The sequence below is a fragment of the Agrobacterium cavarae genome (assembly GCF_004310285.1).
Classification (GTDB): domain Bacteria; phylum Pseudomonadota; class Alphaproteobacteria; order Rhizobiales; family Rhizobiaceae; genus Agrobacterium; species Agrobacterium cavarae.
In genome coordinates this window covers 44,786-66,826 of sequence record NZ_SISF01000024.1, presented here as the reverse complement: position 1 = coordinate 66,826, position 22,041 = coordinate 44,786, and the positions used below count along the sequence as shown (strand labels likewise).

The following is a 22,041-nucleotide window of genomic DNA, read 5'->3' as shown; positions in this document are numbered from 1 at the left end:
AACTGGTATTGCGTATCCCGCCCCCTTTACTGCTGTAGCGGCCTGATACTTCTTGTCAGCGCTTCAGTGAAATCAAAAGTGTGAAGCGATTCTTGCATGGCAGTCGTCAACGCTTCTTTTAGTATCTATGGCTTATCTGTATCTGAAAATGATGGCGGGATAAGTCTATGGGCGATCAAGAAAGAGACGGACGAAGCTCCGATCTCGATGTCGTGCGGTTGCAGCTCTCTCAGAAAGCGGCAGGCGACGGCAGTAAGCCGACCCTCAATCCCCTCGCCCGGCAGGTCGCCAATCAACTTCGCGATACCAGCCACTCACCGAATATGGTGATCGGTCAGCTGCGCCTCTTCGAGTTCATCGGCCTTTCGATCATTGCGCTCGTCCTCAACGGCATGGAAATCTCCGGCAGCTGGCGGGTCCATCTGGCGCTTGTCGTCACCTGCCTCTTCAACGCAGGTTTCACCGCTCTTCTGCTTCAGCTGACCGATACCTACCAGCTCCCCTCACTGCGCCGCCCTCTAGCCATGGCCGCGCGCATCGTCGGTTCATACGTCACCGCATGCGCCGTGACAGCCGGCGCAATGTACATGTTGTTACGGGAGGATGGCTACTCCTGGGCAGGCTTTGCCTGGTGGGTCGCCGCGGGATCAGTCTTTCTTCTCCTGGAACGATCGATCGTCGGGCTCGCTATTCGGCACTGGGGCCGCAACGGGGTCATGGAGCGCCGCGCCGTCATTGTCGGCGGGGGTCAGGCAGCCAAAGATCTGATCCGTTCTCTGGAACGCCACGATAATGATATCCGTATCTGCGGTATTTTCGACGACCGCACCGGTAACCGCTCGCCCGATATCGTCGCAGGTTACCCGAAGCTCGGCACGTTCGGAGAACTAGTCGAGTTCGCGCGACTGACGAAACTCGATATGCTGATCATCGCGCTACCCATCAGCGCCGAAGCGCGCATCATGGAGCTTCTTCGAACGCTTTGGGTGCTGCCCGTCGATATTCGCATCGCGGCCCATGCCAACAAGCTGCGTTTCAGACCCCGTTCCTATTCCCGCGATGGCGGCGTGCCTATGCTCGACGTCGTAGACAAGCCCATTCGGGACTGGGACGGCGTGGCGAAACGGATGTTCGACATTCTCTTCAGCGTCATCGCTCTGCTCCTGCTCTGGCCGGTGATGATCGGAGCCGCGATCGCGGTTAAATCAACGTCGAAAGGTCCGGTGTTCTTCAGGCAGAAGCGCCACGGCTTCAATAACGAGACCATCAACGTCTGGAAGTTCCGGTCGATGTATACCGAAATGAGCGATCCGAGCGCTGTCAAGGCGGTCACCAAGAATGACCCGCGCGTCACGCCGGTGGGACGTTTCCTACGCAAGTCCTCGCTGGACGAACTGCCTCAGTTTTTCAACGTGTTGGCGGGAGATCTGTCCCTCGTCGGTCCCCGGCCACACGCCGTCCATGCCCAGACGGGCGACCTGAAATATACCGAGGTCGTGGAACACTATTTCGCCCGTCACAAGGTCAAGCCAGGCGTTACCGGTTGGGCGCAGATCAACGGCTGGCGCGGCGAAATCGACAACAGCGACAAGATCAAGCAGCGCACCGCTTTCGATCTTTACTACATTGAAAACTGGTCTCTTTGGCTCGATCTCAAGATTCTTTTCCTGACACCGATCCGCCTGTTGAAGTCAGAAAACGCTTACTGATGGACCTGTAGCCGATTACCACCTAGCCGGTGGAACCGGGCAGGATTTTCCGCGTTGTTCAGCCGTACATCTTCATTTTCAGGGGAATCCGAATGACGCGGTCTAACAATCTCTACTTCATCATTGGCGCGCTGGTCGTACTCGTCGCCGCTCTTGGCATCTATGTGTGGCACGAAGAGTCGAAGCCTAAGGGCATCGAAATGAACATCGGACCAAACGGCGTGTCCGTTCAGGAAAACTGATCGTCTTCGGGAGGGGCGCAGCACATTATCTTGCTGCGCTACCTCGCGCGCATCGGCGCCTCATACACATTAGAGACGCCTGTCCTGTCAGGCCAAGCCCACGAAAGACAGGATCATGCCAACGACTACAACCAGACCGACAATATAGATAATGCTGTTCATTTCTCTCTCCATCTCTTTCGATGCATCCCCAGCGACGCCTCGTCTTGTTACGATGGACTAACACGTCGCCCCGCTTGAGCGTTCCATTAGAAAATTCAAAAATGAACGGTTCGGTGGATTAATGGGTGAAGATAAAGAGCCGCGCCATCTCCATGCGGAGATGGTCAAAGGGCTGATCACAAGGTATTTCTCAGAAAAATCGAGGCTTGGGGAGAACCTCAAAAATGGTCGGAGCGACAGGACTTGAACCTGCGACCCCTTGACCCCCAGTCAAGTGCGCTACCGGGCTGCGCTACGCTCCGACCCGCCGTAAAGGCATGCACCACTTAGACTTTCGGCATTCTGGAAGCAAGCCCCTTCCATCAGAAAAAGAGAACAAATCAGCAAGAATATCCCACCGGTGGGAGTTTTTATGCGCAAAGTCCCACGCATGTTTACTATTTGTTCTCGAGACATCGCTTGGTTCAGCAGCAGGAGGCATCGGTCGACTTTGCAGGAGACTGAAACCATCTTCGATGGCAAGTTGCTACGCCTTACTGACACTCTCAATCTAAATCCTGTTTAGCGCCTTACGGGCAACGAATAAGAATACCAAACCCGCCAATGTGAAGCATCCTACACCGACGCTGCTCGTCTCAACTCCAGAACCCAGGATGTGAAATTTAGAGCTTCCATCGTCGCCACCTCTAATAACTACGAGGTAGATACCTGCTACGATAAGGATCACCATGGCCATGAGGGACATCGCCGTTATCAATGAGATGTGACGGTGCCGGCTCATTGTGGGTGCCTCCTGCCCGGGAGTTGAAACGATTAATGCTGTCAGTGACACGAAATGCGCGACCATCTCTCTATCCCCGTCGGGGAGAGAAGCAACCCTCTCCTGAAGACATTTTAGCCGGTCCTCCGGCGCAACATTGGCCAGCTCTCTGATAATGTTGTCGCTAGCTAAACGCCAGCTTTCCTTTTTACTCATTCAGGAGCTCGATAAACCAATTCAACGTCGCGTCCGAGCACAACGTTCTGGTAACGGTCCGCAGTGTCATCGAAAACGCGAGATGGTATTTCCATTAAATTGTGGAATTCGGCCAAGCCTACGCCTGTCTCTTGTGATCTTATACGATAGACAGCATCCAGCTCACCATTGCCGACCAATCTCGTAAGTTCTTCGTTCAACGCTCTTGCCGTCGGCGCGTCTACGATCTCGAGGACACGATTGAAGGGATACTCAATATGCTGCCTGCCTCGGCCCATCTCTGAGACCAAAGTTCTAAGCCTTTCGCGCCATCCCTTCCGCTTCATCATATGTTATGCTCTAGCACTGCATTGAGTATGTAATCATACTCGCTTTTGGACACCTTGCTAGTGATTGCAAATTCGTTAGGCTCTCCGCTTACGACCAAGTTGATCGAACGGCTGAGGGTTCCTCGTTTCTTCACACTGACACTGGCCCGGTCGCAATGAGCATGATTTTCTTTTTCCAAGAAACGATCAACACTCGCTACAACCTCGGTATCATCGTACATACTAGCTCCGGGTAAGCCAGCAGCTGCCGACAACCTCGTACCCTCGATGTTGGTCAATTGAGTATGTCGCAAGCCAAACACTTCAGACATTGAGGACCGTTTGCTTATATCCAGCAAACTGTTTTTGAATTTGTCAAGCTTATCGTCCTTCCAGTCGAGCCGATTAATGATTGGACTTAGGATTTTGAAGGTCGCCTCAGCTATTCCATTATAGCTGATGGCGTCACTGTGTGACTGAAGCCTAATTTCAGCTCGACCATCCTCAGAAATGCGCATGATATTTACTGCACGGTACGGAATTTCGGAGTAAGTCACCACCTTCTGACCATTATCATTCTGATCAGACACCTTCTCAAAACTCGATCTCTGCTCCACTATTTTGAAGACTAAAGTGCGCGCTTCTCCAAACTCTTCACGGACTTCGACAATTTGGGGATCATCTGGCATATCGACAACTGAGACGTGGCCCAAGGGCGGAAAACCCGATGCACTCAGAACCGCAGGTAGACCGTCAGAAAACAGTTTTGAAACGCTTCGACCTTCGATAAGAGTGAACAGAAATATATGCTGACTTCCGTGCTCTTCGGTTTGACGAAGAAGGTCGAGCAATTGGTCATCAGTCAGCCTTCCCTTCTCGACCGCTGTACGCAAACGTAGATTTACCATGTCCTTCCACGAACTACCGGAATACGGAAGGCCGAGCTGCCGCAAGAAATTACTCACTTGCTCTAGCGTGCCCTGTCGTTCGATAAGTTTAAACAGGGTTTCGATGTCCAAAGTAGCGTCTCCTATTCGGGTATTCTTCACGACATGATCAGAGTAGTCATCCGGCGGTGTTACTTGCAACAAAACACAGTTGGAAGATGCATTATTTCTAGGGAAAAACTAACCGGGAGATGCTAACCAACTTCACACGGCGTCAGTCGTTATTTCCAGTCTTATCCTCCATCAAAGGCATCAACGTGCATGCCTCTGCAAATCGTTTGGGACTGATGATCCAACCTGCAAGTGCACCGTTCCATCGTCCACCAAGTCCTTTTAATTCTTCCTTGAACGGCTTTGTGTCGCCCTTGATTAATATCCCATTCTTGTAGGTCTCAGCTGTGATCGTTGGTTTCACAGGAGTGACATTAGCAGATAGGACGTTAGTTGCATTCGCCGCGGTCGGCTTAACTTGACTGGCAGCGTCTTGGAAAGACTTCAACTCCTTCATTTGTTGGCTTATCTGTACGCAAACGGGCGAGACAGCCGCAAGTAGATTTCCATCTTGCCGATTTTCATACTGCCCTGCATTTAAGCCTGCCAAATCGCTCGGCAAATGTAAGTCATCTTGACCACGTGGCATTAGAAAAAAGCATCGTTCTGGTCCTAATCTTCCAATGAATAGCCCCAGTTCGAAAATGACGTTATCTCGAGCTACTAAGTTTTTTTGACCGCGAATAGTTGCAACATCATCGGGAGAAAGAACAAAGATACCAAAGTCGCTTTTCCGAAGGTTCTGGATGATCTCGGAGAGCGTGTAGGCCGTCAATTTTGTGAGGCCTTTGTCCCAAACGGTGCATTCCGCATCATAAGTAAGATTAGTGTGGATTGCATTCGCGATCGGGAGCCCTTCTCGCGATGACCCAATAAACACTCTTGGTAGCACTTTTCTCCCCTTTCGATCATAGTTGTCTAAATCGACCCATAGTGGAACCGCAGAACTTCTACAACTCCCTGACATTGCGACTGGAAGAGGCCATCCACAACTTTGGTAATCTTCATCACATGTACCGATGAACCTTGCCGTAGTGAAACAGTTTAAAGCGTTTCTGTGCTTCTCTCTGAAGTTATTTCTTGAGTGTCGGTAACAGTTTCTCGTTGTGTTCAAAGCATACGAACACCAACAACGCACAGAATGTTGATCGGCTATGCCAGGACTTCTACGGCTAAATTCGATGCTGGACTACGAGCTCAAAGCCGCGATCTCGTCGCAACAAATTGCACAAAATTTTCAACGAGGAGCTTGCATTGCAGTAGTTGAGAGCAGCTATGGAGTTCATTCGATCAGGCTACACGCTTTGCGTAACGAAGTTGGATCGTCTCGCCCGAACTACCTCACATTTGCTGTCGAACACATTTTCTCAGTAAAGTGCGCAACGGGCCGCGCTACTCTCTGACAGGGAGCCGCGTTTATATAGAAGGCGTGTCGCACGCAACCCTAAAAATAAAGTCCGCAGGACAAAAACGGAAAATCTGCGTTTGCAGCCGGTGAGGTTGGCGGGTCAGTTCGTTTTCGGGAAATCCAGCCAGCGTGCGGTGCAATCGGGTGGCGATGATTGGTCAGACGGGGCCGACGATTGAGAGGCAGACGACACCTTTACAGGCGGTGGGGGTATGAGGCCGCCCGGGCCGACAGATAAGGTGGCGTTGTCAATCTGCCAGCTTGCTTTGGGATCGAAGCGCACGCCGTCGAACGTCACTTCGAGCGGGTGGGCGGCATCATAGCCTCGGAGAACCAGCGTTCCCGTCTCTCCTGTTACACTGCGCAGCATGATGTCTCGGTAAACCGGTATGTCAGAGCCGTGAGCCTGTTTGTCGTAACGCGTGTCAAAGTCGATCGGGCGCAGATTGCCGCGCAGGCACACATTCTCATATTGGATGCCAGTGACGAGCCCACCCCGACTGCTATCGCTCTTGATACGCAGTCCCGACGTCGCGCCGTCGATGGTGACGTTTTGGACGAGGACGTCGCTCACACCCGATTCGGTCTCGCTGCCGATCGACAGGCCATGGCCCCAGTAGAGGTGACTGTCTATAATCGAGACGTATCGGGTCGGAGCGCTTCCACCCTTGATGGCGATATTGTCGTCCCCGGCACGGATGACGCTGTGAGCGATGGTCACGTCCTGCGAACCGGCAGGATCGATGCCATCCGTGTTGCGCGCATCGGCGGGTGTATCGATGCGCACGCCCCAAAGCGTAGCGCCCTTCACACGGTTCAGTATAATGTGGAAGTTCGGTGCATTGCGTAGCGTCACGCGGTAGAAAACGATGTCTGCGCCGTCATCGACCTGGATCAACCGGGGATTGTTCTGCTTGCCGCCCTGGCTTTGGGCTCTGCGTGCAAGTTGCCACCAGGTCTCCTTGCCGCCAGCCATGACCTCCCCACCCTGACCATCGATGAGGCCGTCACCGACCAGGGCCGCGCCTTGCGCTTTCTCAAACAGAAGGAAGGGGCGGCAGCCATCCCCTTTCGTATCGATCGTTCCGCACGTGCCGCTGCCGCGGTCATAGGCTTGAGGATCAGCGACTGCGGCCAATACGACGCCCTTGTCGAGCCAGAGGGTGACACCGGAGCGAATTGTCAGCGGGCCGCTAGCGAACCGGCCCCCAGTATTGCCGGCGACCAGCTTGATGGCCTGACCTGCGGGGCATGCATCGATTGCCGCCTGAAGCCGCTGTGTATCCAGCACCTGTTGCGCCGGTGCACTTTGCGCCGCTGGCTGCGGTGAAAGCGTGGCGCAGAGCTGTGTGGGCAAGGTCGGTTCCGATACCACGCGGCGATCGCCGGTCACGGCCGCACCAGCCGCCGAGCTCATCACAAGGGTCAGCCCAACAGCAAGGCAAGCGGCAGTGGGGCGTAAGGCGGGTATCTGAGACTTGGTCATGGGCGCATCCTGTTTGGCAAGACCTCTATGCGAGGATCGTTGCGTCACGTCATGTCGCACATTTTTATGATTGGATGCCAAACCTGCAAGGCTAACCCATCTTACAGCGAAAGATTGTTCGCGGAATCAATCACGCTTGGCTTAGGAAGGTGCTTCAGCGAAAGACGGGTAAAGGACGAATCGACCCGCCACCTGGAGGCTCTGTCTTGGCGAACTTCCTGGACACGGGATGAGTACCGCTCTTGAAAAAGGCGCAAAAGCGAGATGTGAAATTTATGGAGATGAGCCAATCGCAGCGATGGCACTATGGGTCGTTGCGGTTACATTTGCGCCAAACCATTTTCGATCCGCTCCCAGCTCTCATCCATAGGATAAGCCGCGGAAATGACCGGCACACTCAGGTGGCCATAGAGAATGGACAATTGCTTTTCCGCGGTTTCAGGATCGACACCGGCGATCTTGCCCAGATAAATCGCGGAGGCGAGGCCCGTACGATCGGATCCCGAGCGGCAATGGATGAGGATCGGCTTCGGCGATGTGCGCATGATTTCGACAAGCGCTTCGGCCTTGTCCATCGATAGCGTCTCACGCGCCGACATGGCGAAATCGACATGATTTACGCCGAGTGCTTTAGACTCGGAAACCTCGTCCTTGTACCAGGTCGAGCCATCATTCTTACCGCGCAAATTGATGACGGTCTTGATGTTGTGCTGCTTCACATAAAGCGCCAGTTGCTCGGCGCTGGGCTGGTTCGAACGATAGAGTTCGCCGGCCAACACCTCATGAAAATTCCCGGAAAGCTGCAGGAAGCCGAGATAGGCGAAGAAGCTCAACAGCAGGACCGCCAAGGCGCTCCCAAGCGTGATCATTTTTTTGCGCATTCTATCCATCTTCCAACTGCTATTGACGGAAGGGATAGATGCTGAGGCTGACATCAAGATGAACGTTTCTGACCTGCGAGCACGCAGGCGCAGACGATGTCACCGCACAAAGATATAGACGGCGTAGACAGCAATCAGGGCGCTGGCAACGAGTGCTGCGATCATGCCAAGGCGCTTCTCGATGAAGTGCCGGATGCTTTCGCCGTAACGCTGCAGAAGACCCGCCAGAATGAAGAATCGCGCACCGCGCGTCACGATGGCCGTAACGATGAAAAGCCCAAGGCTGATATTTGCGGCACCGGACAGTATCGTCACCACCTTGATCGGCGGGAGGTGCGCAAGTCCGGAGGTGATCAACAGGAGGACGATCGTTTCATAATCGACCGAGGCCTTCAGATGCTCGAACGCATCCAGCTTGCCGTAGAACTCCAGGAGCGGACGAGCAACGCTTTCGAAGGCGTAATGGCCGAGATACCACCCGGCGATTCCGCCAAGAACCGATGCGACCGTCGCGACTGTCGCATAGAACATTGCCTTGCGTGGCTTTGCCAGAACCATGGGCAGAAATAGGACATCTGCTGGCAGGAAGAAGATGGAGCTCTCGACAAAGGCAATGATGGCCAGCCACCAGACGGCGGTTTTGCGCGCCGCAAGGTTCATCGCCCAGGCATAAAGACCCTTCAGCATTTTCTTCTCCGTTTAATCCAGCGATTTTTGCATTGGGTCGGCCCAACCACGGCCTGCGCTTGTCGCCGCTGCGACTTCATAGCGGCTTTCGTGCCTGCCTTACCGATCAAATGCATGAATGGCAAATGACGCAGCGCAGCATCATTATGCTCGATATACAAAATTACTGCGGCGCGAAAGGTCAAAATGCTTTCGTTTATCGAATATCTGCGGCGTGCCGTGCTGCAGCGCAGTCTGAATTTCTTTTATTCTGGCGTTTCCGCTAATTCGGCGTAGAATGGAAGGGCGAGGACATACTGAGGAGGAGACAGTTATGGACTACGTTAATTTCTTTACTTCGCTGAACCCGTTTATTCTCGGCATCTTGATGGTTGTTCTTCTATTGGGTGCTTACAACAAGTGGGTTTCTCGCTGACGAATTAAGTCGTCCATTGCCGTAAGTGTGACGCTGACCGCTTATGCCCTGAGCATTTGCGGATAGTCACTTGCGGGAGCGAATGATATCAATCCCGGAGTTCAATTGATTTCGGGAGAAGGCATGACGCAGGACTTCGCGTTCAAAGACACGTCTGAAAATCTAAGTTCCGTTTTGCAAAAGCTGATCAATCAGCTTGGCGGAAAGACGATCACTTTGCGGGAATTGATGGAGGCCATCGGGGAACAAGGCCTCCTTCTCATGTGCGCCATCGCCTCCCTGCCCTTCCTGATCCCTGTTTCCATTCCAGGCGTCAGCACGGTGTTTGGGGCAGCCATCATCATGATCAGCCTCGCCATCATTCTGAACCGGCTGCCATGGTTGCCCAAACGCATTCTGGATCGGCAGATGGAGACGGCGCGCCTTGTCCCTGCGCTGCAAAAGGGCATCAATATCGTGTCCTGGCTGGATAAGTATATCCGCCCCCGTCTGCTCTCCTTGACGACCGGCGCAATCATGAACCGGGTAAACGGCATCGCCATCATGGTGGCAGGCCTGCTGCTGATGATGCCGCTCGGCTTCATCCCCTTCTCGAATACCCTGCCGGGGATCGCTATCCTGTTGTTCTCCGCGGGCATGATCCAGCGTGACGGAGCGACCGTGCTTGGTGGCTACCTGTTTCTTGCGCTGACGACGATTTACTTCGCAGCATTGGCCTATGCGGCGGTGTGGGCCGGCCAGGGCCTTAGCAACTCGCTTACGGGCGCTTGATGCCTTCGGCTTCGTCGCGGCGCGCCTGGCGGGCGCGCTTGCGATATTCCCACCAGATGGCCAACTGACGGCGCTTGCGGCGAACGAAGCGCAGATCCTGAGACAGCACCAAAAGGCCGAGCGGAACCATCCAGAAGCCGAGGACTGGCAAGAAGCCGAGAAGGCCGCAAATCACGAGCACCGTGCCGATAACGATGCGTCCGATACGCGAGCGCGGCATCGCCACGCTCCATTTGCCCATGTGAAGCCGCCCCGTTTTGGGGTGAATACCGAAATTCACGCCAGATCACCTCAGCTCGACAGGGTTGGGGAAATTTTTTTTAACATCGTCATGCCCGGAAACGTGGGGCCTTCGGTGGATAAAACAAGAGGAATTCATTTTTTTTGAAAAAAGCGCTTGGCAAATCGTCAAAGCGTTTGTATTACCCCGCTCACGCCACGCCAAGCGGCGCACGTTCCCTGGTAGCTCAGCGGTAGAGCATTCGACTGTTAATCGACAGGTCGCCGGTTCGAATCCGGCCCGGGGAGCCATTTCTTCTTGTAAAAGTTTAATTTTGCTTGAAGATTTTGATACCGCTGAAATTTCCCCACATCCCCTACCCGCTTTTCGACGCCTCTTAATGGCTGTGGAAAACCTTGTCATCGACTGCCCTTCTCATAGAACCTTGTGAGATCCTCCTCATCATCGTAGCTGATCAGAATGGGGGTTGATATGGTTGACCGGTACACGAAGTGCATTCTCACAGTGATAGCATTTTTTTGGCAGTTATAGCTTTGAAGGGTGAACCTGTGACCGCATGGGCTCAATCTCGTTTGACTGGCGAAGTCACCCTGTTGAATGGCCCGACTCCGATTCAAGTCATGATCGTGGGAAAAGTTTCGACTCAATAGAGGCTGGCAATTTGCTCAAAGAAACGTCGGACACTTATGCAATTGGTCGTAGAGTATGTTCACCGACTTTTGGGATACCGATGCGGGGAAGTTTATAAGTAGGGCGAAGTGCTTCCTAGAAGCGGCTTCTGTCCTTGATGACAAAATGCATGACGGTCAAAGCGGCATGCTCTTCAGTCCCACGCTCCACCTGATCGGACACGGCCTTGAGTTGTTGCTGAAGGGTTGCTTGTTACACAATGGGATGGAGAGGAAAAAAGTCGTGGCGTTCGGTCACAACGTGAACGAGATGTGGGATCATGACCTTGTCGCGTTGGTGCGGCAGTCAACGCGGGAGAATGCATGGATCAGCTTCGAGATAGCACTACACAGCAAGCGATTTCCCGACGCTCACAAAGTAGATGACCCCGTTGCGCTTTTTGAAGAGTACCGTGCCGCTTTAGGCGCTTTGCACGCTGAGCAAAAACATTATCCAATAAGATACCCCACGGACAACGACCGGGTCGCTCCAAGAAGCCCTATGCTGGTGGCAGTGCTCTGGAGGACCGCCGACGACTATGTAAAGCGCCCCACGCAGTTTAGCATTTGAGTTGTGGGGGTCTTAGATAAAATGAAATAGAAAACATGCCGACTTGGTAGGTCGAAGGGCGCGCCTGGGGGAGTGCCGGGATAACCGCCCTCACCTTTCACGACCTCCGCGGTACCGCCGTAACGAGGATGGCAGTGGCTGGCTGCACCGTTCCTGAGATCGCGGTCGTCACTGGCCATAGCTTAAGGGATTTCGAAGCCATGCTGGATCTGCACTATCTGGGTGACCGGGCGGAGTCGGCAAGGAGCGAGATGCGGAAGACGGTTCGGCTCGACTTTTGATTGTGCTTATGTTTTTTACCCGTGAAGCATGAGGTTAAGCACAGATGAACGAGACATTCCCGATTTTCTACAACGCAGGCCCGGAGCTGACGCTTAGGACTAAAGGTCAGAAAGCGAGCCTTTCGCTAAATGGCTCATCAATCACGCTGTCGGGACCTACGGAGAGTTTGACTCTGAGTGGCCAACAGTTCTACGGTATCACTTTAGCTCGCCCGCACAAGGTCGGCACCGTTATCAAAATCGATATGGGCAACGAATACCTTTTCCTTGCCGTGAGGCGACTGGCCATCGGGCAGTTCGTGATTATAAATTACGTCAGTACCATGCGTTTGTTCGAGAAACTGTCAGCAGTATCTGCTGGACCATCCACGACTTCAGGGGTCAAGCCGCGGTACTCGCGTGCAAGGAAGCGGTTGGTGCTTTGGTCCTTTGCTTTAGCTATCGTGCTGGTAGCGGTAGCAATGAAATCGATAGGCAACCAGTGAGATGCTCGATGTTTCCATAAGGCTGTCTGCGGAGATCGACTTATCTGAAAGAGTAAAGGAGCTGTATGCCTCGTTCTCTTCTTATTCGCCGCCAACAACGCTTGATGCATCTCCGCTCCGCGACGCGGCAAAAATCTTAGCAGCGCTAAGTTCTGCACCACTTGCGGACCTCGGCGAGGATGCTCTTGGCCCGTTCGCTGCTTACGCTTTGACCACCGTCGGGGAGGTATCGGACTACAAATATTACCTTCCGAGGATATTAGCGCTATCTACTATATCTAACTCCTGCGTTGGTTTTGACCCCGTCGTTATTGCGGGAAAACTGCGCTTGGCTGAGTGGGTTAAATGGCCCTTAAATGAGCGGTCAGCAATTGCGAGCTTCATCTATTCTGCGTGGGCCTATGAGCGGCTCCAAGCCACCAGTCTGCGAAATTCGTGCTGGAACTGGATCGCGGCAATGGCACTTTTGAACCTCCAATTCGAAGCATGTCTTCATCTTTGGACCGTTTTGCCGACTCCTGACGCTATGCTTCAACTTGCTGAGGGAGTGACTGAGATTAAGCACCTCAGGAAGGGCAAAGGGCGCTGGGAAGATGTCTCGGCAGTCAGTCGCGAGGCAATCCTTCAATGGATTGCGAGCACAGAGGTCGAGACCGCGCTCATTGAATCTATAGACGCTATTGAGGATGAGGAACGATGGAAAATCGAGACGATGCTAGATGAAGTCGGGGACCTGAGGCGCCTGGTTGTCTCAGCTTCGAGATGACTATCGAGTGAGGAAGTGCGATTCAATAGACATGACAGCTAACCCGAAGTCCCACCTAGTACTAAGGTTTGCGCCGCGAACGAAAAGAAATCATCACACTCCAGCTCAAAGCTTGGACCGCCCATATCGAGACAGAAAACTCCGGGGCCTCGTGACGGGCAAAGGCAGTACCACCACGAGGCTCCGCCATCCGCAACGGCAACCGCGTCTGAAGGAAACGGATTCTCTACCGGTTCCGGGCGTCCGGTCAGTGTTCTATAACTCGCAGATTGATAAGCTTGGTACGAAGGATGCATTTCAGCTTTTGAAGCAGGTTCGGGCTCGTAAACGTATTGACCTCGTGTCGTCGAGCCGACACCAATCTTTTCAATAAACTCGAGGTATTGGCTAGATATGCCTGGAAATCGCGCGGCGATAGCAGCAACTCGCTCATTCGAAAGCGGCGTTAAAGAAGACAACTCTCCTGCCTTGTCATGAGCCATTAGGCGCGCGATGTTTTCCAAAATCCCGCCACTCCCTCACTTACAGAGATATCAGACCCGAACTCTTCGAAAGAATTCTGATACAGTCCACGCACCTGAAAAGACTAGGAAAATTATAGGGACGGCGTCGGTAAGCGCGAGTGAGTTTTGATTTGCCAACCTCATGAAGGTCTCGCCGGCAGAATAAATCACAGGCGCAACGAATACTCCCCAGCGAAGCTCTTCGTCCCTAGTGTTCTTGCTCCAGGAGCCACCAATCAAGCGAACTGTATACCCCACATACTTCGCTCTCTTGAACCAAACGAAACCACAAGAAATTATTCCCAGAAGGGATATTGCTTCAATATTGGACTCGGCAACCACCAGGTATAACAGCGAGGCATTCACCGCCATCATAATGCTTGCCTCTCTCCGACTTACTCCCTTTATATTGAACATTCGTGGTCGAACTTCCACTTCGGGATTAGCTTCCTGAACGTTAGGGCTTCGTTGTGCTGATAGTGGCACTTGATTGCCGTGGTCAGATCGCTATTCGTCTACTCGTATGTGACCGCCTTCGACGACGACATGACGGCCCTGAATTTCCACGAAACGCCAATCCTCCTCGAATGAACCGTCCGGGAAAATCTGCAGGCGGTAGCCGCCAGACAGCGACAGGTCGGCCCCGCCGTAGTTGTCGGTGTGGACCGCTGTGACGAAGAGTTGCTTCGTGGCGTTCACGAAGGATTTTGTCTCCGCGTCGTAACCTTTCAGCAGAGATGCAATTTTGATGAGCTGTCGATTTCCCGATTTGTGGTCATCATCATGTACTTCTGTCCCTTCAAAAGGACCGACAAAGCGATCTGATGCCCCAGTAAATACTGTCTCCTCAGCAACCAGACGCCACGGACATTGAATATGTAGCGCGTACGAGCCGACAGTTCCTCTACCTGAGGGATGCGGCACTATCTGTCCAAAATGGAAGACCTTCATATCCGCAGCGTTACGGGCAATGCTCAGTTGCAGCCCCACGAGAACCTGAAGACAGCTTTCTAGGCGAACTTGATTAGTAGTCTCGGGCATCCGACTTCAACTCGTCAACATGAGAGATGATACAATCTTCGCGGATCATGACACAGGATAAAGCGTGAATCTATCGGCCCAATTTACGCGTGTCGAATCCCCAGTTTGAATATTAGTTTTGGCATGAAGCGCCTTTACGCTGACCTGGCCGCCTACGGCAAAAGCAAAGCTTCGATCTATCGCCGCCTCAATCCCAGCATCCACAATTTCCCCGCTATTGGTATGTGCCAATATTCGGCTTTGTGGGCGGAATGGTCAATTATCTTGCTGAATTTAAATGGCTTTCTTGGATATGAGTTTACGATATGGCCAGTAAAGTTGCTAAAGACTATCCGACCCGGGGAGCCATTTTCACAATCGACCGTGTTGTAAGCAAGATATCTCTCCAAAAATACTGCTGAAAAATCTCCGACCATCAACGTCTGGAGCGTACACATCGTTGCGACGAGATCGCATATTCGTTACGACGAATAAGGATCAAGGCAGCCGCTTCGGTCATCTGTCGCAATGGAGACTGCGGATATGTCGATCACCGCTTCGCAATTCAGAGCCGCGCGCGCAATGCTTGATTGGTCCCCGGAAAAGCTTGGCGAAGCTGCTGGTGTCGATCCTGCTGACCTGGCGTCTTTCGAGAGCGGCCAAAGCGGTTCTGATCATCAGTTGAACGACAAGCTTCGCACTGCTTTGGAGAAGGCCGGAATTTCCTTCATCGATAACAATCAGACATCTGCAGCCGGCGGTCCAGGTCTACGTCTTCTGAAGTCGCCCGGAGAATTCGATACCGACCAGTCTGAGACAGTCCAATATAAAGAACATCTGGCGCCCGATGCGCCGACCGGAGCGGGAGGCTGATATGTCCAAGAAACAAAAGTTGGAACACTCTGAATTTTCGGGAGAGTTCGAGGATGACGGCATCACCGTCCTCGTGGATATCTTCCGGCCTGCTGGAACGCAGCAGGACTGGCAGCTGGAGGTCATCTCCGAAGAGGACGACGTGACGACCTGGGACGAGCCCTTCGCCACCGACAAGGACGCCTGGGAAGAGTTTCTCGCAACTTGCGAACGGGATGGCATCAGGAGCTTTCTCGGGGATGAGGAGCCGGCCGTCCACTAAGGCGTGTCGCAATCTTTCAAATTCGCGCCTTACGCCTTAGGCCCTTTGTTATCGCAGCAACGCCGCACGCTTTTGCGCGGACCATGCTTTAGGACACCTTCGTCGCCGGGAGGTGTCTGATCGCACACGAAAAAGGCGACCGCCGTGGCGATCGCCTTAATACTTCGGACATCCAGCTTGGGTTGAAACCGGCTGGATCTCAACGCTTACCGGCACGGCCGGAAACCGATGTGGATGTGGCGGAGACCGGGTCGCTCGCTGGGAAGGTGTCTTCCAGACCTTCTTCAAGCTCGTCATCGGACTTGCCATTGTCTTGCGACTGCTCGCGATTCAGAGAGACGACGGCAGGGGATTGACCCACAGCGTCTTCATCTTCCACGCCCAACACAGATGTGTTGCGTGTCGCATCGATTTCCAATTCTGCCTCTTGCCAGTGGCGCTCGTGGTCGCCATCGCGTCGACCTTCGCTTTCCCACTTCTCATAGGCCTTGTTGCGTATTTCGGATTCACGATCGACTTGCATGGTGCTTCTCCCGTTTTCGATATCGGGAAAACAATCGGCACTCTTATTTGGTTCCTGCGCCCGTGCTTTGACGGTGTTGTCATACGGGATGGAGTGGTCGCAAAAAGGAACGAAGCCGCGCCCTGCCCGTTTCCCTCCCGACAATCATTCACCATCTATGGGAGCGTACCATGACCGACGATAAATCGACGATCGACAAGAAGAATCACCTCGACATCAAAGACGAAGATGTCGCGCGTTTCGAAACGGAAGGCGACCTGACGCAACATCAGCAAGAGTTGGACCCTGACGAGCTGACCAGCCTCAGAGCACGTCGGCAGGCAGCACGCCAGCACGAAGATGCCTTTATCGTTGCAACGGATCTGGAAGATGACGACCAGCGCGATGCCGCTCCAGGCACACGTGAACAGCCGTAGTCCACGTGCCGACAGGGAATCTAGGGTGACGTCAAACCCACCATAGATTCTCTTGTCAGCGCCGTGCTGCCACCCACGCTTTCGTGGGTGTGACTGGGCGCATCTTAGCCTGAAGCTCGATCAGCGACGAACAGAGACGATGGACTTGCGGCTGAAGTTGGAGACTTGCACGCGGCCGGACTGGTTGCCGCCCAGGATTTGAGCAGTGGCACCACTCATGCTCTTCAGGATGCCTGCGTGATATCGCTTGCCGCTTCTGACGACCACAACGTCACCGGGTTTGGCGGCACCGACAGGGACGGCGTAACCGAAGGATTTCCAGGATTTGGCGAAGCCGGAGGATTTCGGCGGGGTACGTCCTGATTTCTCGGCAACAACGCTGAGGAAGTGGCCGCACCACGGAGTTTTACGAGGGTTGACGCCCAAAATTGCTTTCAGCGTCTTGTTGTTCTTGCCTTCATGAAGACCGGCATATTGCTCGGCTTGGTTCAACATGCCCGCAGAGGCGGGCGTTATGACCGCGGCACACAGCCCCACAGCCAGAAGAAACGCAGATACTCTCACTCTCTTGCCCTTTAAAAGCACAGAACAACTTGGCTCCAGCCCGCGCCGAAGTGTCCTTGCGCACATTCAAAGTAGGGCAGTCTCAGGAGCGAAACGTCTCGCTCACGACGACTGCTGATGAGCCGTCTATGCTCCGAATCTAGCCAGAATTTGACGAGACATGGGCGATTATGGGTATGTTATGCCCCAAAATCGCCCTTGGAGTTATCAAAATAGTGAAGCCTGTTCGGGTTTTGGCTGAATTTTGAAAAGACCTTCCAACGCCAGCATTTGCAACTTTGTCTTCACGCCGCCTTCAGCAGAAAAGCCACCCGGCTTACCGCCAGCGGCAAGAACCCGATGGCATGGGATCAGAAGCGGCAGCGGATTTTTTGCCATCGCCTGCCCAACGATCTGAGCAGCTTGCGGGGGAGCATTTAATTCCTTGGCGATTTCGCCATAGGTTTTCGATGTTCCCCACGGCATAGCCCGAACGATTTCATAAACCGTTGAAAAGAAATCACTTTGAGGGCCGACATCAAGTTGGATATCCAGAAATTGGACCGGTTGACCTGTGAAATAGGCTCTCACCTTTTCCAGCAGATCCATTGCTTGCGCACTCGGGTCGGAATGTTCGGCGTCGGGCAGACGGCGTTGTAGATAGACTCTGGCATCATCTTCCAAATCAACGGGCAACTGGAAACGGCAGATGCCGCCTTCATGCCATGCGAAGGCGCAAAACCCCATGGCAGTAGAGAAGGTTGAGTAGCGGATTTTGCGCGTCATCGGCCTGCCCCATTTCAGTCCCATTCAGCCAAACGAGCGTCGGCGTTAACGTTTCAGCAACCATTTTTTTGAGGTTAAGTCGAGGCTTGATCAAAGATTTTTAGGCGAAGATGTGTCCGCAGACGGCTGCCTCACCCCGACATCGAAGTGATAGAGCGCAGCAAAAAGCCACCCGGCGGGAACGCGGCGGGTGGCTGAAAAGGTCTTCTTAATCTGAAGATCGAACGGGTCGCTTACGATGCGAGCTTAGGCATCTCCACGAGGCGGTTTGCATCCCGGCTCGCCTCAACGAAAGCGGTCCGCGCGATCTCGCCGGAAACGCTTCCCAGAAGCGACGCCCTGCAAAGGCGCAACGCCTGCTCATACGCCTTGCCATAGCGGCTGGGCCACTCGTGTTGGAGAAAATCAAAGGCTTCATAAACGCCGTTGAAGGTGCGAGGCGCGCCGTTCTCAAGAGAGATCACAACAGGCGCATCCCATTTTACTTCATTCAGCATCATTGGTGGGTCTTCCATACTCAATTCACGTGCCTCCAACGTCACTTCCGGCATATGGTTCCACCTGTTTTGATTTAAACCCAACAAAATTTACCCTTCAAAAACCATAGGTATCGCACCACCGTATTACCCTCGTTGCAGGGGAGCAAAACACCCTTACGCGCGTTACAAATGAAAGCAGAAGGAAAGCCGATGACGAAGCAGGACAACCCCATAATCCTTTGGTTTCGCAAGGACTTGCGCCTTTCTGACAATCGCGCCCTTGCAGCCGCGCGGGAGCATGGCGGAGCGATCATTCCTCTCTATATACGCGAGGATCGACAGGGCTCAAACGGCCCCTTGGGTGGTGCGCAGGAGTGGTGGCTTCATCACTCGCTGAAAGCCCTTTCCGACCAGTTGGAAAAGCTTGAAAGTCGCCTCATCCTGCGCAGTGGAGACCCCAGCAAGATCCTCAAGTCACTTATTGGTGACGTGGGCGCTAGTGCTGTGTTCTGGAACCGTCGTTACGACCCCGATGGTATGGAGATCGACAGCCACCTCAAGAAGCAGCTTCGCGATGATGGATATGAGGTCGAGAGTTTCTCGGGCCATCTCCTGCACGAACCATCCAAGGTGAAAACCAAGAGTGGCGGACCCTACCGCGTCTACACGCCTTTTTGGCGCGCCATCGAAGGCGGGGACGAGCCACCTGAGCCCACGGGCAAGCCGCGCCAGATACCAACGCCTTCCAGCTGGCCGACGTCGGAAAAGCTGGACAGTTGGAAGCTCCTGCCGACAAAACCGGATTGGGCAAAGGATTTCTCGGACGTCTGGACGCCGGGCGAAGCGGGAGCCAAAGAGCGGCTGGACGATTTCGTCGACAGCGCGCTGAAGGGGTATGAGAAGGGTCGTGACTTCCCAGCACAGCCTGCAACCTCGATGCTCTCTCCGCACCTTGCCCACGGGGAGATCACGCCTGCCCAGCTCTGGCACGCCACCAGAGGCCTTTCCTCCCACATCGCCTCGAACGACATCAGCCGGTTTCGCAAGGAGATCGTCTGGCGCGAGTTCTGCTACCATCTTCTCTTCCACTTCCCCGAACTCGACGAGAAGAACTGGAACGACAGTTTCGATGCGTTCGAATGGAAAACGGACACGGCAAAGTTCAACGCCTGGAAGAAAGGCATGACCGGCTATCCGATCGTCGATGCTGGCATGCGGCAGTTGTGGAAGCACGGCGTCATGCACAATCGCGTGCGGATGATCACAGCGTCCTTCATGATCAAGCATCTGCTGATCGACTGGCGAAAGGGAGAGAAGTGGTTTCGTGATACGCTTGTGGACGCCGACCCTGCCTCGAATGCCGGCAATTGGCAGTGGGTGGCCGGATCAGGCGCGGATGCCTCGCCGTTTTTCCGCATCTTCAATCCTATCATTCAGGGCGAGAAGTTCGATCCCGACGGAGACTATGTCAAAACTTTCGTGCCGGAGCTTTCGAAGCTCGATGCCAAGTACATTCACAAGCCGTTCGATGCGCCAAAGCAGGTGCTGGAAAAGGCCGGGATCGAATTGGGCAAGACCTATCCAAAGCCCGTCGTCGATCATAATGAGGCACGCCAGCGTGCGCTTGAGGCCTACTCCCATATCAAGAAGAGTGAATAACCGGGGCATCAGCAAGATTTTGCGCTGGAACCCTCTTCGCCAGAAGATAATTTCTTGTCACAAGGCCGTTAGATAACGACATAACGGCTTTGAATCGCTGACTGGACAGAAGGCCTGATCATGACCATCCATTCTTCCGTGCTGACCGCAATTGGGAACACCCCGCTCATCCGCCTCAAGGCAGCATCCGAGGCCACGGGCTGCGAAATTCTGGGCAAGGCCGAGTTCATGAATCCGGGCCAGTCGGTCAAGGATCGTGCCGCGCTCTTCATCATCCGAGATGCGGAACGACGCGGGCTCTTACGTCCCGGCGGCACAATTGTGGAAGGTACGGCCGGCAACACCGGCATCGGGCTTGCGCTGGTTGCCAACGCGCTCGGCTACAAGACGGTGATCGTCATTCCCGAGACCCAGAGCCAGGAGAAGAAGGACGCGCTGAAGCTTCTTGGCGCACAGCTTGTCGAAGTGCCGGCCGCCCCCTACTCGAACCCCAACAACTATGTGAAGGTCTCCGGTCGTCTGGCAAAGCAGCTTGCGGCAACCGACCCGAACGGTGCGATCTGGGCAAACCAGTTCGACAATATCGCCAACCGTCAGGCGCATATCGAGACCACGGCGCCGGAAATCTGGGACCAGACGGATGGCAAGGTGGACGGTTTCATCTGCGCCGTCGGCTCCGGTGGAACGCTAGCCGGCGTCGCAGACGGTCTTCGCGATTTCAACCCCGATATCAAGATCGGCCTTGCCGATCCGGAAGGGGCAGCGCTTTACGAATTCTACAAGAACGGTGTCCTGAAGTCGGAAGGATCCTCCATTACCGAGGGCATCGGCCAGGGTCGAATCACGGCCAATCTGGAAGGTTTCACGCCGGACTTCGCCTATCGGATCTCGGACGCGGAAGCTCTTCCGATCATCTTCGAACTGATCACCAAGGACGGCCTGTGCCTTGGCGGCTCATCGGGCATCAACATTGCCGGCGCAATTCGGCTTGCCCGCGACCTCGGACCCGGGCATACAATCGTCACGATACTTTGTGACTACGGTAACCGTTACCAGTCCAAGCTCTTCAACCCCGACTTCCTGCGCTCCAAGGGGCTACCCCTTCCCGCCTGGTTGACGGAGAAGAAAGAGATTTCGGTTCCGTACGAAACCGTCTGAGGTCAATGCAATATGCCTGTGAATGCCCTGTTTCGTGATGATTTTTATCTTTCAACTTGCGAAGCGGTGGTCACGGCAGTGCACGAGGATGGTGGCATAGAGCTGGATCAGACGTGCTTCTATGCCACCTCCGGCGGCCAGCCCGGCGATACGGGCTTTCTCGAACGGGCCGATGGCTCGAAGATCGAACTCGGCATAACGCGCCATGGCGTGGACAAGAGCGTCATCATTCACGTGCCCCCGGACGGTCAGCCCTCTGTGGACGTCGGCGAAAAGCTGACACTTCATATCGACTGGCAGCGACGCTACAAGCTGATGCGGATGCACACCGCCTGTCATCTCCTATCGGTGGTCTGCTCTTGGCCGATCACCGGTGCTGCCGTTGGTGAGGATGAATCGCGGGTCGATTTCGACATGTCGGAGACGATCGACAAGGATGCGATTACCGCCAAGCTGATGGAACTGGTCGAGCAGAATCACCCCATCTATCTGCAATGGATCACCGACGAGGAGCTGGCGGCCAATCCTGGCATCGTCAAGTCCAAGCATGTCCGGCCACCCGTCGGGCTTGGCCGTGTCAGCCTCGTCTGCATCGGCGAGAATTCTTCGGTTGACAGTCAGCCCTGCGGCGGCACTCATGTGTCGGAAACGCAGGAGGTCGGCGAGATTTACATCGCCAAGATCGAAAAGAAAGGCAAGGAAAACCGCCGTTTCCGCATTCGCTTCGGCAAACCCGCCGACGCCGCCTGATTTCTGGGAGAAAC

26 protein-coding genes and 2 tRNA genes are annotated in these 22,041 nt (G+C 54.1%); 14 read left to right on the top strand and 14 right to left on the bottom strand.

The window, feature by feature from the left end:
• Positions 1-167 precede the first annotated feature (167 nt).
• Both EYC79_RS05690 and EYC79_RS05685 read left to right on the top strand, forming a co-directional pair.
• Positions 168-1,709 (top strand): undecaprenyl-phosphate glucose phosphotransferase, encoded by a 1,542-nt coding sequence (locus EYC79_RS05690; RefSeq protein ID WP_130977409.1) that lies wholly within the window; start codon positions 168-170, stop codon positions 1,707-1,709.
• A 92-nt stretch (positions 1,710-1,801) separates the two neighbouring features.
• Positions 1,802-1,951, top strand: coding sequence for a hypothetical protein (locus EYC79_RS05685; protein WP_111847855.1), 150 nt, complete (start codon positions 1,802-1,804; stop codon positions 1,949-1,951).
• Positions 1,952-2,338: 387 nt separating this feature from the next.
• On the opposite strand, the gene EYC79_RS05680 is transcribed toward EYC79_RS05685, so the two are convergent.
• From EYC79_RS05680 to EYC79_RS05665, 4 genes are all read right to left on the bottom strand, one after another.
• Positions 2,339-2,415 (bottom strand) — tRNA-Pro (locus EYC79_RS05680).
• A gap of 248 nt (positions 2,416-2,663) precedes the next feature.
• On the bottom strand, positions 2,664-3,089 hold the full coding sequence (locus EYC79_RS05675) for a hypothetical protein (RefSeq protein ID WP_130977408.1): 426 nt from the start codon (positions 3,087-3,089) through the stop codon (positions 2,664-2,666).
• Between the two features lie 325 nt (positions 3,090-3,414).
• Positions 3,415-4,416, bottom strand: coding sequence for a hypothetical protein (locus EYC79_RS05670; RefSeq protein WP_130977407.1), 1,002 nt, complete (start codon positions 4,414-4,416; stop codon positions 3,415-3,417).
• Between the two features lie 142 nt (positions 4,417-4,558).
• The gene (locus EYC79_RS05665; RefSeq protein ID WP_245495201.1) at positions 4,559-5,362 is read right to left on the bottom strand and encodes a nucleotide-binding protein; all 804 of its coding nucleotides are present in this window, start codon (positions 5,360-5,362) and stop codon (positions 4,559-4,561) included.
• A gap of 308 nt (positions 5,363-5,670) precedes the next feature.
• Between EYC79_RS05665 and EYC79_RS23950 the strand changes: the two genes are divergently transcribed.
• Complete coding sequence (locus EYC79_RS23950; protein ID WP_335625455.1) at positions 5,671-5,769, top strand: recombinase family protein; 99 nt, start codon at positions 5,671-5,673, stop codon at positions 5,767-5,769.
• 134 nt (positions 5,770-5,903) lie between these two features.
• On the opposite strand, the gene EYC79_RS05655 is transcribed toward EYC79_RS23950, so the two are convergent.
• The 3 genes from EYC79_RS05655 to EYC79_RS05645 form a co-directional block, all read right to left on the bottom strand.
• Entirely contained in the window at positions 5,904-7,289 is a 1,386-nt protein-coding gene (locus tag EYC79_RS05655) for a glycoside hydrolase family 28 protein (RefSeq protein WP_245495197.1), read from the bottom strand.
• A 320-nt stretch (positions 7,290-7,609) separates the two neighbouring features.
• Positions 7,610-8,137: a dual specificity protein phosphatase family protein gene (locus tag EYC79_RS05650; RefSeq protein ID WP_130977454.1), complete on the bottom strand. Its 528-nt coding sequence runs from the start codon at positions 8,135-8,137 to the stop codon at positions 7,610-7,612.
• A 132-nt stretch (positions 8,138-8,269) separates the two neighbouring features.
• The gene (locus tag EYC79_RS05645; RefSeq protein WP_062425564.1) at positions 8,270-8,857 is read right to left on the bottom strand and encodes a YqaA family protein; all 588 of its coding nucleotides are present in this window, start codon (positions 8,855-8,857) and stop codon (positions 8,270-8,272) included.
• A gap of 538 nt (positions 8,858-9,395) precedes the next feature.
• Here EYC79_RS05645 and EYC79_RS05640 point away from each other — a divergent pair.
• The gene (locus tag EYC79_RS05640; RefSeq protein ID WP_062598189.1) at positions 9,396-10,043 is read left to right on the top strand and encodes an exopolysaccharide biosynthesis protein; all 648 of its coding nucleotides are present in this window, start codon (positions 9,396-9,398) and stop codon (positions 10,041-10,043) included.
• Here EYC79_RS05640 and EYC79_RS05635 read toward each other — a convergent pair.
• Complete coding sequence (locus tag EYC79_RS05635) at positions 10,030-10,323, bottom strand: PGPGW domain-containing protein (protein ID WP_062437848.1); 294 nt, start codon at positions 10,321-10,323, stop codon at positions 10,030-10,032. The two genes, EYC79_RS05640 and EYC79_RS05635, sit on opposite strands and share 14 nt — an antisense overlap.
• A 176-nt stretch (positions 10,324-10,499) precedes the next feature.
• Between EYC79_RS05635 and EYC79_RS05630 the strand changes: the two genes are divergently transcribed.
• The 4 genes from EYC79_RS05630 (at position 10,500) to EYC79_RS05610 (ending at position 13,055) form a co-directional block, all read left to right on the top strand.
• Positions 10,500-10,574: transfer RNA gene (locus EYC79_RS05630), tRNA-Asn, on the top strand.
• Between the two features lie 415 nt (positions 10,575-10,989).
• Positions 10,990-11,523, top strand: coding sequence for a hypothetical protein (locus EYC79_RS05625; RefSeq protein WP_130977405.1), 534 nt, complete (start codon positions 10,990-10,992; stop codon positions 11,521-11,523).
• A gap of 325 nt (positions 11,524-11,848) precedes the next feature.
• Positions 11,849-12,289: a hypothetical protein gene (locus EYC79_RS05615; RefSeq protein WP_130977404.1), complete on the top strand. Its 441-nt coding sequence runs from the start codon at positions 11,849-11,851 to the stop codon at positions 12,287-12,289.
• 1 nt (position 12,290) lies between these two features.
• Positions 12,291-13,055 carry a hypothetical protein gene (locus EYC79_RS05610; protein ID WP_130977403.1) on the top strand — a complete coding sequence of 255 codons (765 nt, stop codon included), beginning with the start codon at positions 12,291-12,293 and terminating at the stop codon, positions 13,053-13,055.
• A gap of 38 nt (positions 13,056-13,093) precedes the next feature.
• Here EYC79_RS05610 and EYC79_RS05605 read toward each other — a convergent pair whose 3' ends face one another.
• Positions 13,094-13,558 carry an SMI1/KNR4 family protein gene (locus EYC79_RS05605; RefSeq protein WP_130977402.1) on the bottom strand — a complete coding sequence of 155 codons (465 nt, stop codon included), beginning with the start codon at positions 13,556-13,558 and terminating at the stop codon, positions 13,094-13,096.
• A gap of 507 nt (positions 13,559-14,065) precedes the next feature.
• A complete protein-coding gene (locus tag EYC79_RS05600; protein ID WP_130977401.1) occupies positions 14,066-14,599 on the bottom strand; it encodes a hypothetical protein in 534 nt (177 codons plus the stop codon).
• Positions 14,600-15,121: 522 nt separating this feature from the next.
• Here EYC79_RS05600 and EYC79_RS05595 point away from each other — a divergent pair.
• Both EYC79_RS05595 and EYC79_RS05590 read left to right on the top strand, forming a co-directional pair.
• A complete protein-coding gene (locus EYC79_RS05595; RefSeq protein WP_082546439.1) occupies positions 15,122-15,451 on the top strand; it encodes a helix-turn-helix domain-containing protein in 330 nt (109 codons plus the stop codon).
• A 1-nt stretch (position 15,452) separates the two neighbouring features.
• A complete protein-coding gene (locus tag EYC79_RS05590; RefSeq protein ID WP_062425568.1) occupies positions 15,453-15,713 on the top strand; it encodes a hypothetical protein in 261 nt (86 codons plus the stop codon).
• 199 nt (positions 15,714-15,912) lie between these two features.
• On the opposite strand, the gene EYC79_RS05585 is transcribed toward EYC79_RS05590, so the two are convergent.
• The gene (locus EYC79_RS05585; protein WP_062425569.1) at positions 15,913-16,236 is read right to left on the bottom strand and encodes a DUF2934 domain-containing protein; all 324 of its coding nucleotides are present in this window, start codon (positions 16,234-16,236) and stop codon (positions 15,913-15,915) included.
• 170 nt (positions 16,237-16,406) lie between these two features.
• On the opposite strand from EYC79_RS05585, the gene EYC79_RS05580 reads away from it, so the two are divergent.
• Positions 16,407-16,652, top strand: coding sequence for a hypothetical protein (locus EYC79_RS05580; protein WP_062425570.1), 246 nt, complete (start codon positions 16,407-16,409; stop codon positions 16,650-16,652).
• Between the two features lie 120 nt (positions 16,653-16,772).
• On the opposite strand, the gene EYC79_RS05575 is transcribed toward EYC79_RS05580, so the two are convergent.
• The 3 genes from EYC79_RS05575 to EYC79_RS05565 form a co-directional block, all read right to left on the bottom strand.
• Entirely contained in the window at positions 16,773-17,216 is a 444-nt protein-coding gene (locus tag EYC79_RS05575; protein ID WP_111847849.1) for a TIGR02594 family protein, read from the bottom strand.
• A gap of 207 nt (positions 17,217-17,423) precedes the next feature.
• Complete coding sequence (locus EYC79_RS05570; protein WP_062425572.1) at positions 17,424-17,981, bottom strand: methylated-DNA--[protein]-cysteine S-methyltransferase; 558 nt, start codon at positions 17,979-17,981, stop codon at positions 17,424-17,426.
• Positions 17,982-18,214: 233 nt separating this feature from the next.
• On the bottom strand, positions 18,215-18,481 hold the full coding sequence (locus EYC79_RS05565) for a DUF982 domain-containing protein (protein WP_130977453.1): 267 nt from the start codon (positions 18,479-18,481) through the stop codon (positions 18,215-18,217).
• A 189-nt stretch (positions 18,482-18,670) separates the two neighbouring features.
• On the opposite strand from EYC79_RS05565, the gene EYC79_RS05560 reads away from it, so the two are divergent.
• The 3 genes from EYC79_RS05560 to EYC79_RS05550 all read left to right on the top strand — a co-directional run bounded on the left by EYC79_RS05560 (position 18,671) and on the right by EYC79_RS05550 (position 22,027).
• Positions 18,671-20,119, top strand: coding sequence for a cryptochrome/photolyase family protein (locus EYC79_RS05560; protein ID WP_130977400.1), 1,449 nt, complete (start codon positions 18,671-18,673; stop codon positions 20,117-20,119).
• A gap of 120 nt (positions 20,120-20,239) precedes the next feature.
• Complete coding sequence (locus EYC79_RS05555) at positions 20,240-21,277, top strand: cysteine synthase A (protein ID WP_062437857.1); 1,038 nt, start codon at positions 20,240-20,242, stop codon at positions 21,275-21,277.
• A 12-nt stretch (positions 21,278-21,289) separates the two neighbouring features.
• Positions 21,290-22,027, top strand: a complete 738-nt coding sequence (locus tag EYC79_RS05550) for an alanyl-tRNA editing protein (protein WP_130977399.1) — start codon at positions 21,290-21,292, stop codon at positions 22,025-22,027.
• The last annotated feature ends 14 nt before the right edge of the window (positions 22,028-22,041 follow it).

Excerpts from the sequence above, each read along its gene's own strand:
- EYC79_RS05690 (WP_130977409.1), top strand. The coding sequence starts at position 168 with ATGGGCGATCAAGAAAGAGACGGACGAAGCTCCGATCTCGATGTCGTG.
- EYC79_RS05570 (WP_062425572.1), bottom strand. The coding sequence starts at position 17,981 with ATGACGCGCAAAATCCGCTACTCAACCTTCTCTACTGCCATGGGGTTT.
- EYC79_RS05610 (WP_130977403.1), top strand. The coding sequence starts at position 12,291 with ATGCTCGATGTTTCCATAAGGCTGTCTGCGGAGATCGACTTATCTGAA.
- EYC79_RS05555 (WP_062437857.1), top strand. The coding sequence starts at position 20,240 with ATGACCATCCATTCTTCCGTGCTGACCGCAATTGGGAACACCCCGCTC.
- EYC79_RS05665 (WP_245495201.1), bottom strand. The coding sequence starts at position 5,362 with ATGTCAGGGAGTTGTAGAAGTTCTGCGGTTCCACTATGGGTCGATTTA.
- EYC79_RS05565 (WP_130977453.1), bottom strand. The coding sequence starts at position 18,481 with ATGATGCTGAATGAAGTAAAATGGGATGCGCCTGTTGTGATCTCTCTT.
- EYC79_RS05615 (WP_130977404.1), top strand. The coding sequence starts at position 11,849 with ATGAACGAGACATTCCCGATTTTCTACAACGCAGGCCCGGAGCTGACG.
- EYC79_RS05590 (WP_062425568.1), top strand. The coding sequence starts at position 15,453 with ATGTCCAAGAAACAAAAGTTGGAACACTCTGAATTTTCGGGAGAGTTC.
- EYC79_RS05585 (WP_062425569.1), bottom strand. The coding sequence starts at position 16,236 with ATGCAAGTCGATCGTGAATCCGAAATACGCAACAAGGCCTATGAGAAG.
- EYC79_RS05560 (WP_130977400.1), top strand. The coding sequence starts at position 18,671 with ATGACGAAGCAGGACAACCCCATAATCCTTTGGTTTCGCAAGGACTTG.
- EYC79_RS05640 (WP_062598189.1), top strand. The coding sequence starts at position 9,396 with ATGACGCAGGACTTCGCGTTCAAAGACACGTCTGAAAATCTAAGTTCC.
- EYC79_RS05580 (WP_062425570.1), top strand. The coding sequence starts at position 16,407 with ATGACCGACGATAAATCGACGATCGACAAGAAGAATCACCTCGACATC.
- EYC79_RS05595 (WP_082546439.1), top strand. The coding sequence starts at position 15,122 with ATGTCGATCACCGCTTCGCAATTCAGAGCCGCGCGCGCAATGCTTGAT.
- EYC79_RS05655 (WP_245495197.1), bottom strand. The coding sequence starts at position 7,289 with ATGACCAAGTCTCAGATACCCGCCTTACGCCCCACTGCCGCTTGCCTT.
- EYC79_RS23950 (WP_335625455.1), top strand. The coding sequence starts at position 5,671 with ATGGAGTTCATTCGATCAGGCTACACGCTTTGCGTAACGAAGTTGGAT.
- EYC79_RS05625 (WP_130977405.1), top strand. The coding sequence starts at position 10,990 with ATGTTCACCGACTTTTGGGATACCGATGCGGGGAAGTTTATAAGTAGG.
- EYC79_RS05600 (WP_130977401.1), bottom strand. The coding sequence starts at position 14,599 with ATGCCCGAGACTACTAATCAAGTTCGCCTAGAAAGCTGTCTTCAGGTT.
- EYC79_RS05685 (WP_111847855.1), top strand. The coding sequence starts at position 1,802 with ATGACGCGGTCTAACAATCTCTACTTCATCATTGGCGCGCTGGTCGTA.
- EYC79_RS05675 (WP_130977408.1), bottom strand. The coding sequence starts at position 3,089 with ATGAGTAAAAAGGAAAGCTGGCGTTTAGCTAGCGACAACATTATCAGA.
- EYC79_RS05645 (WP_062425564.1), bottom strand. The coding sequence starts at position 8,857 with ATGCTGAAGGGTCTTTATGCCTGGGCGATGAACCTTGCGGCGCGCAAA.
- EYC79_RS05550 (WP_130977399.1), top strand. The coding sequence starts at position 21,290 with ATGCCTGTGAATGCCCTGTTTCGTGATGATTTTTATCTTTCAACTTGC.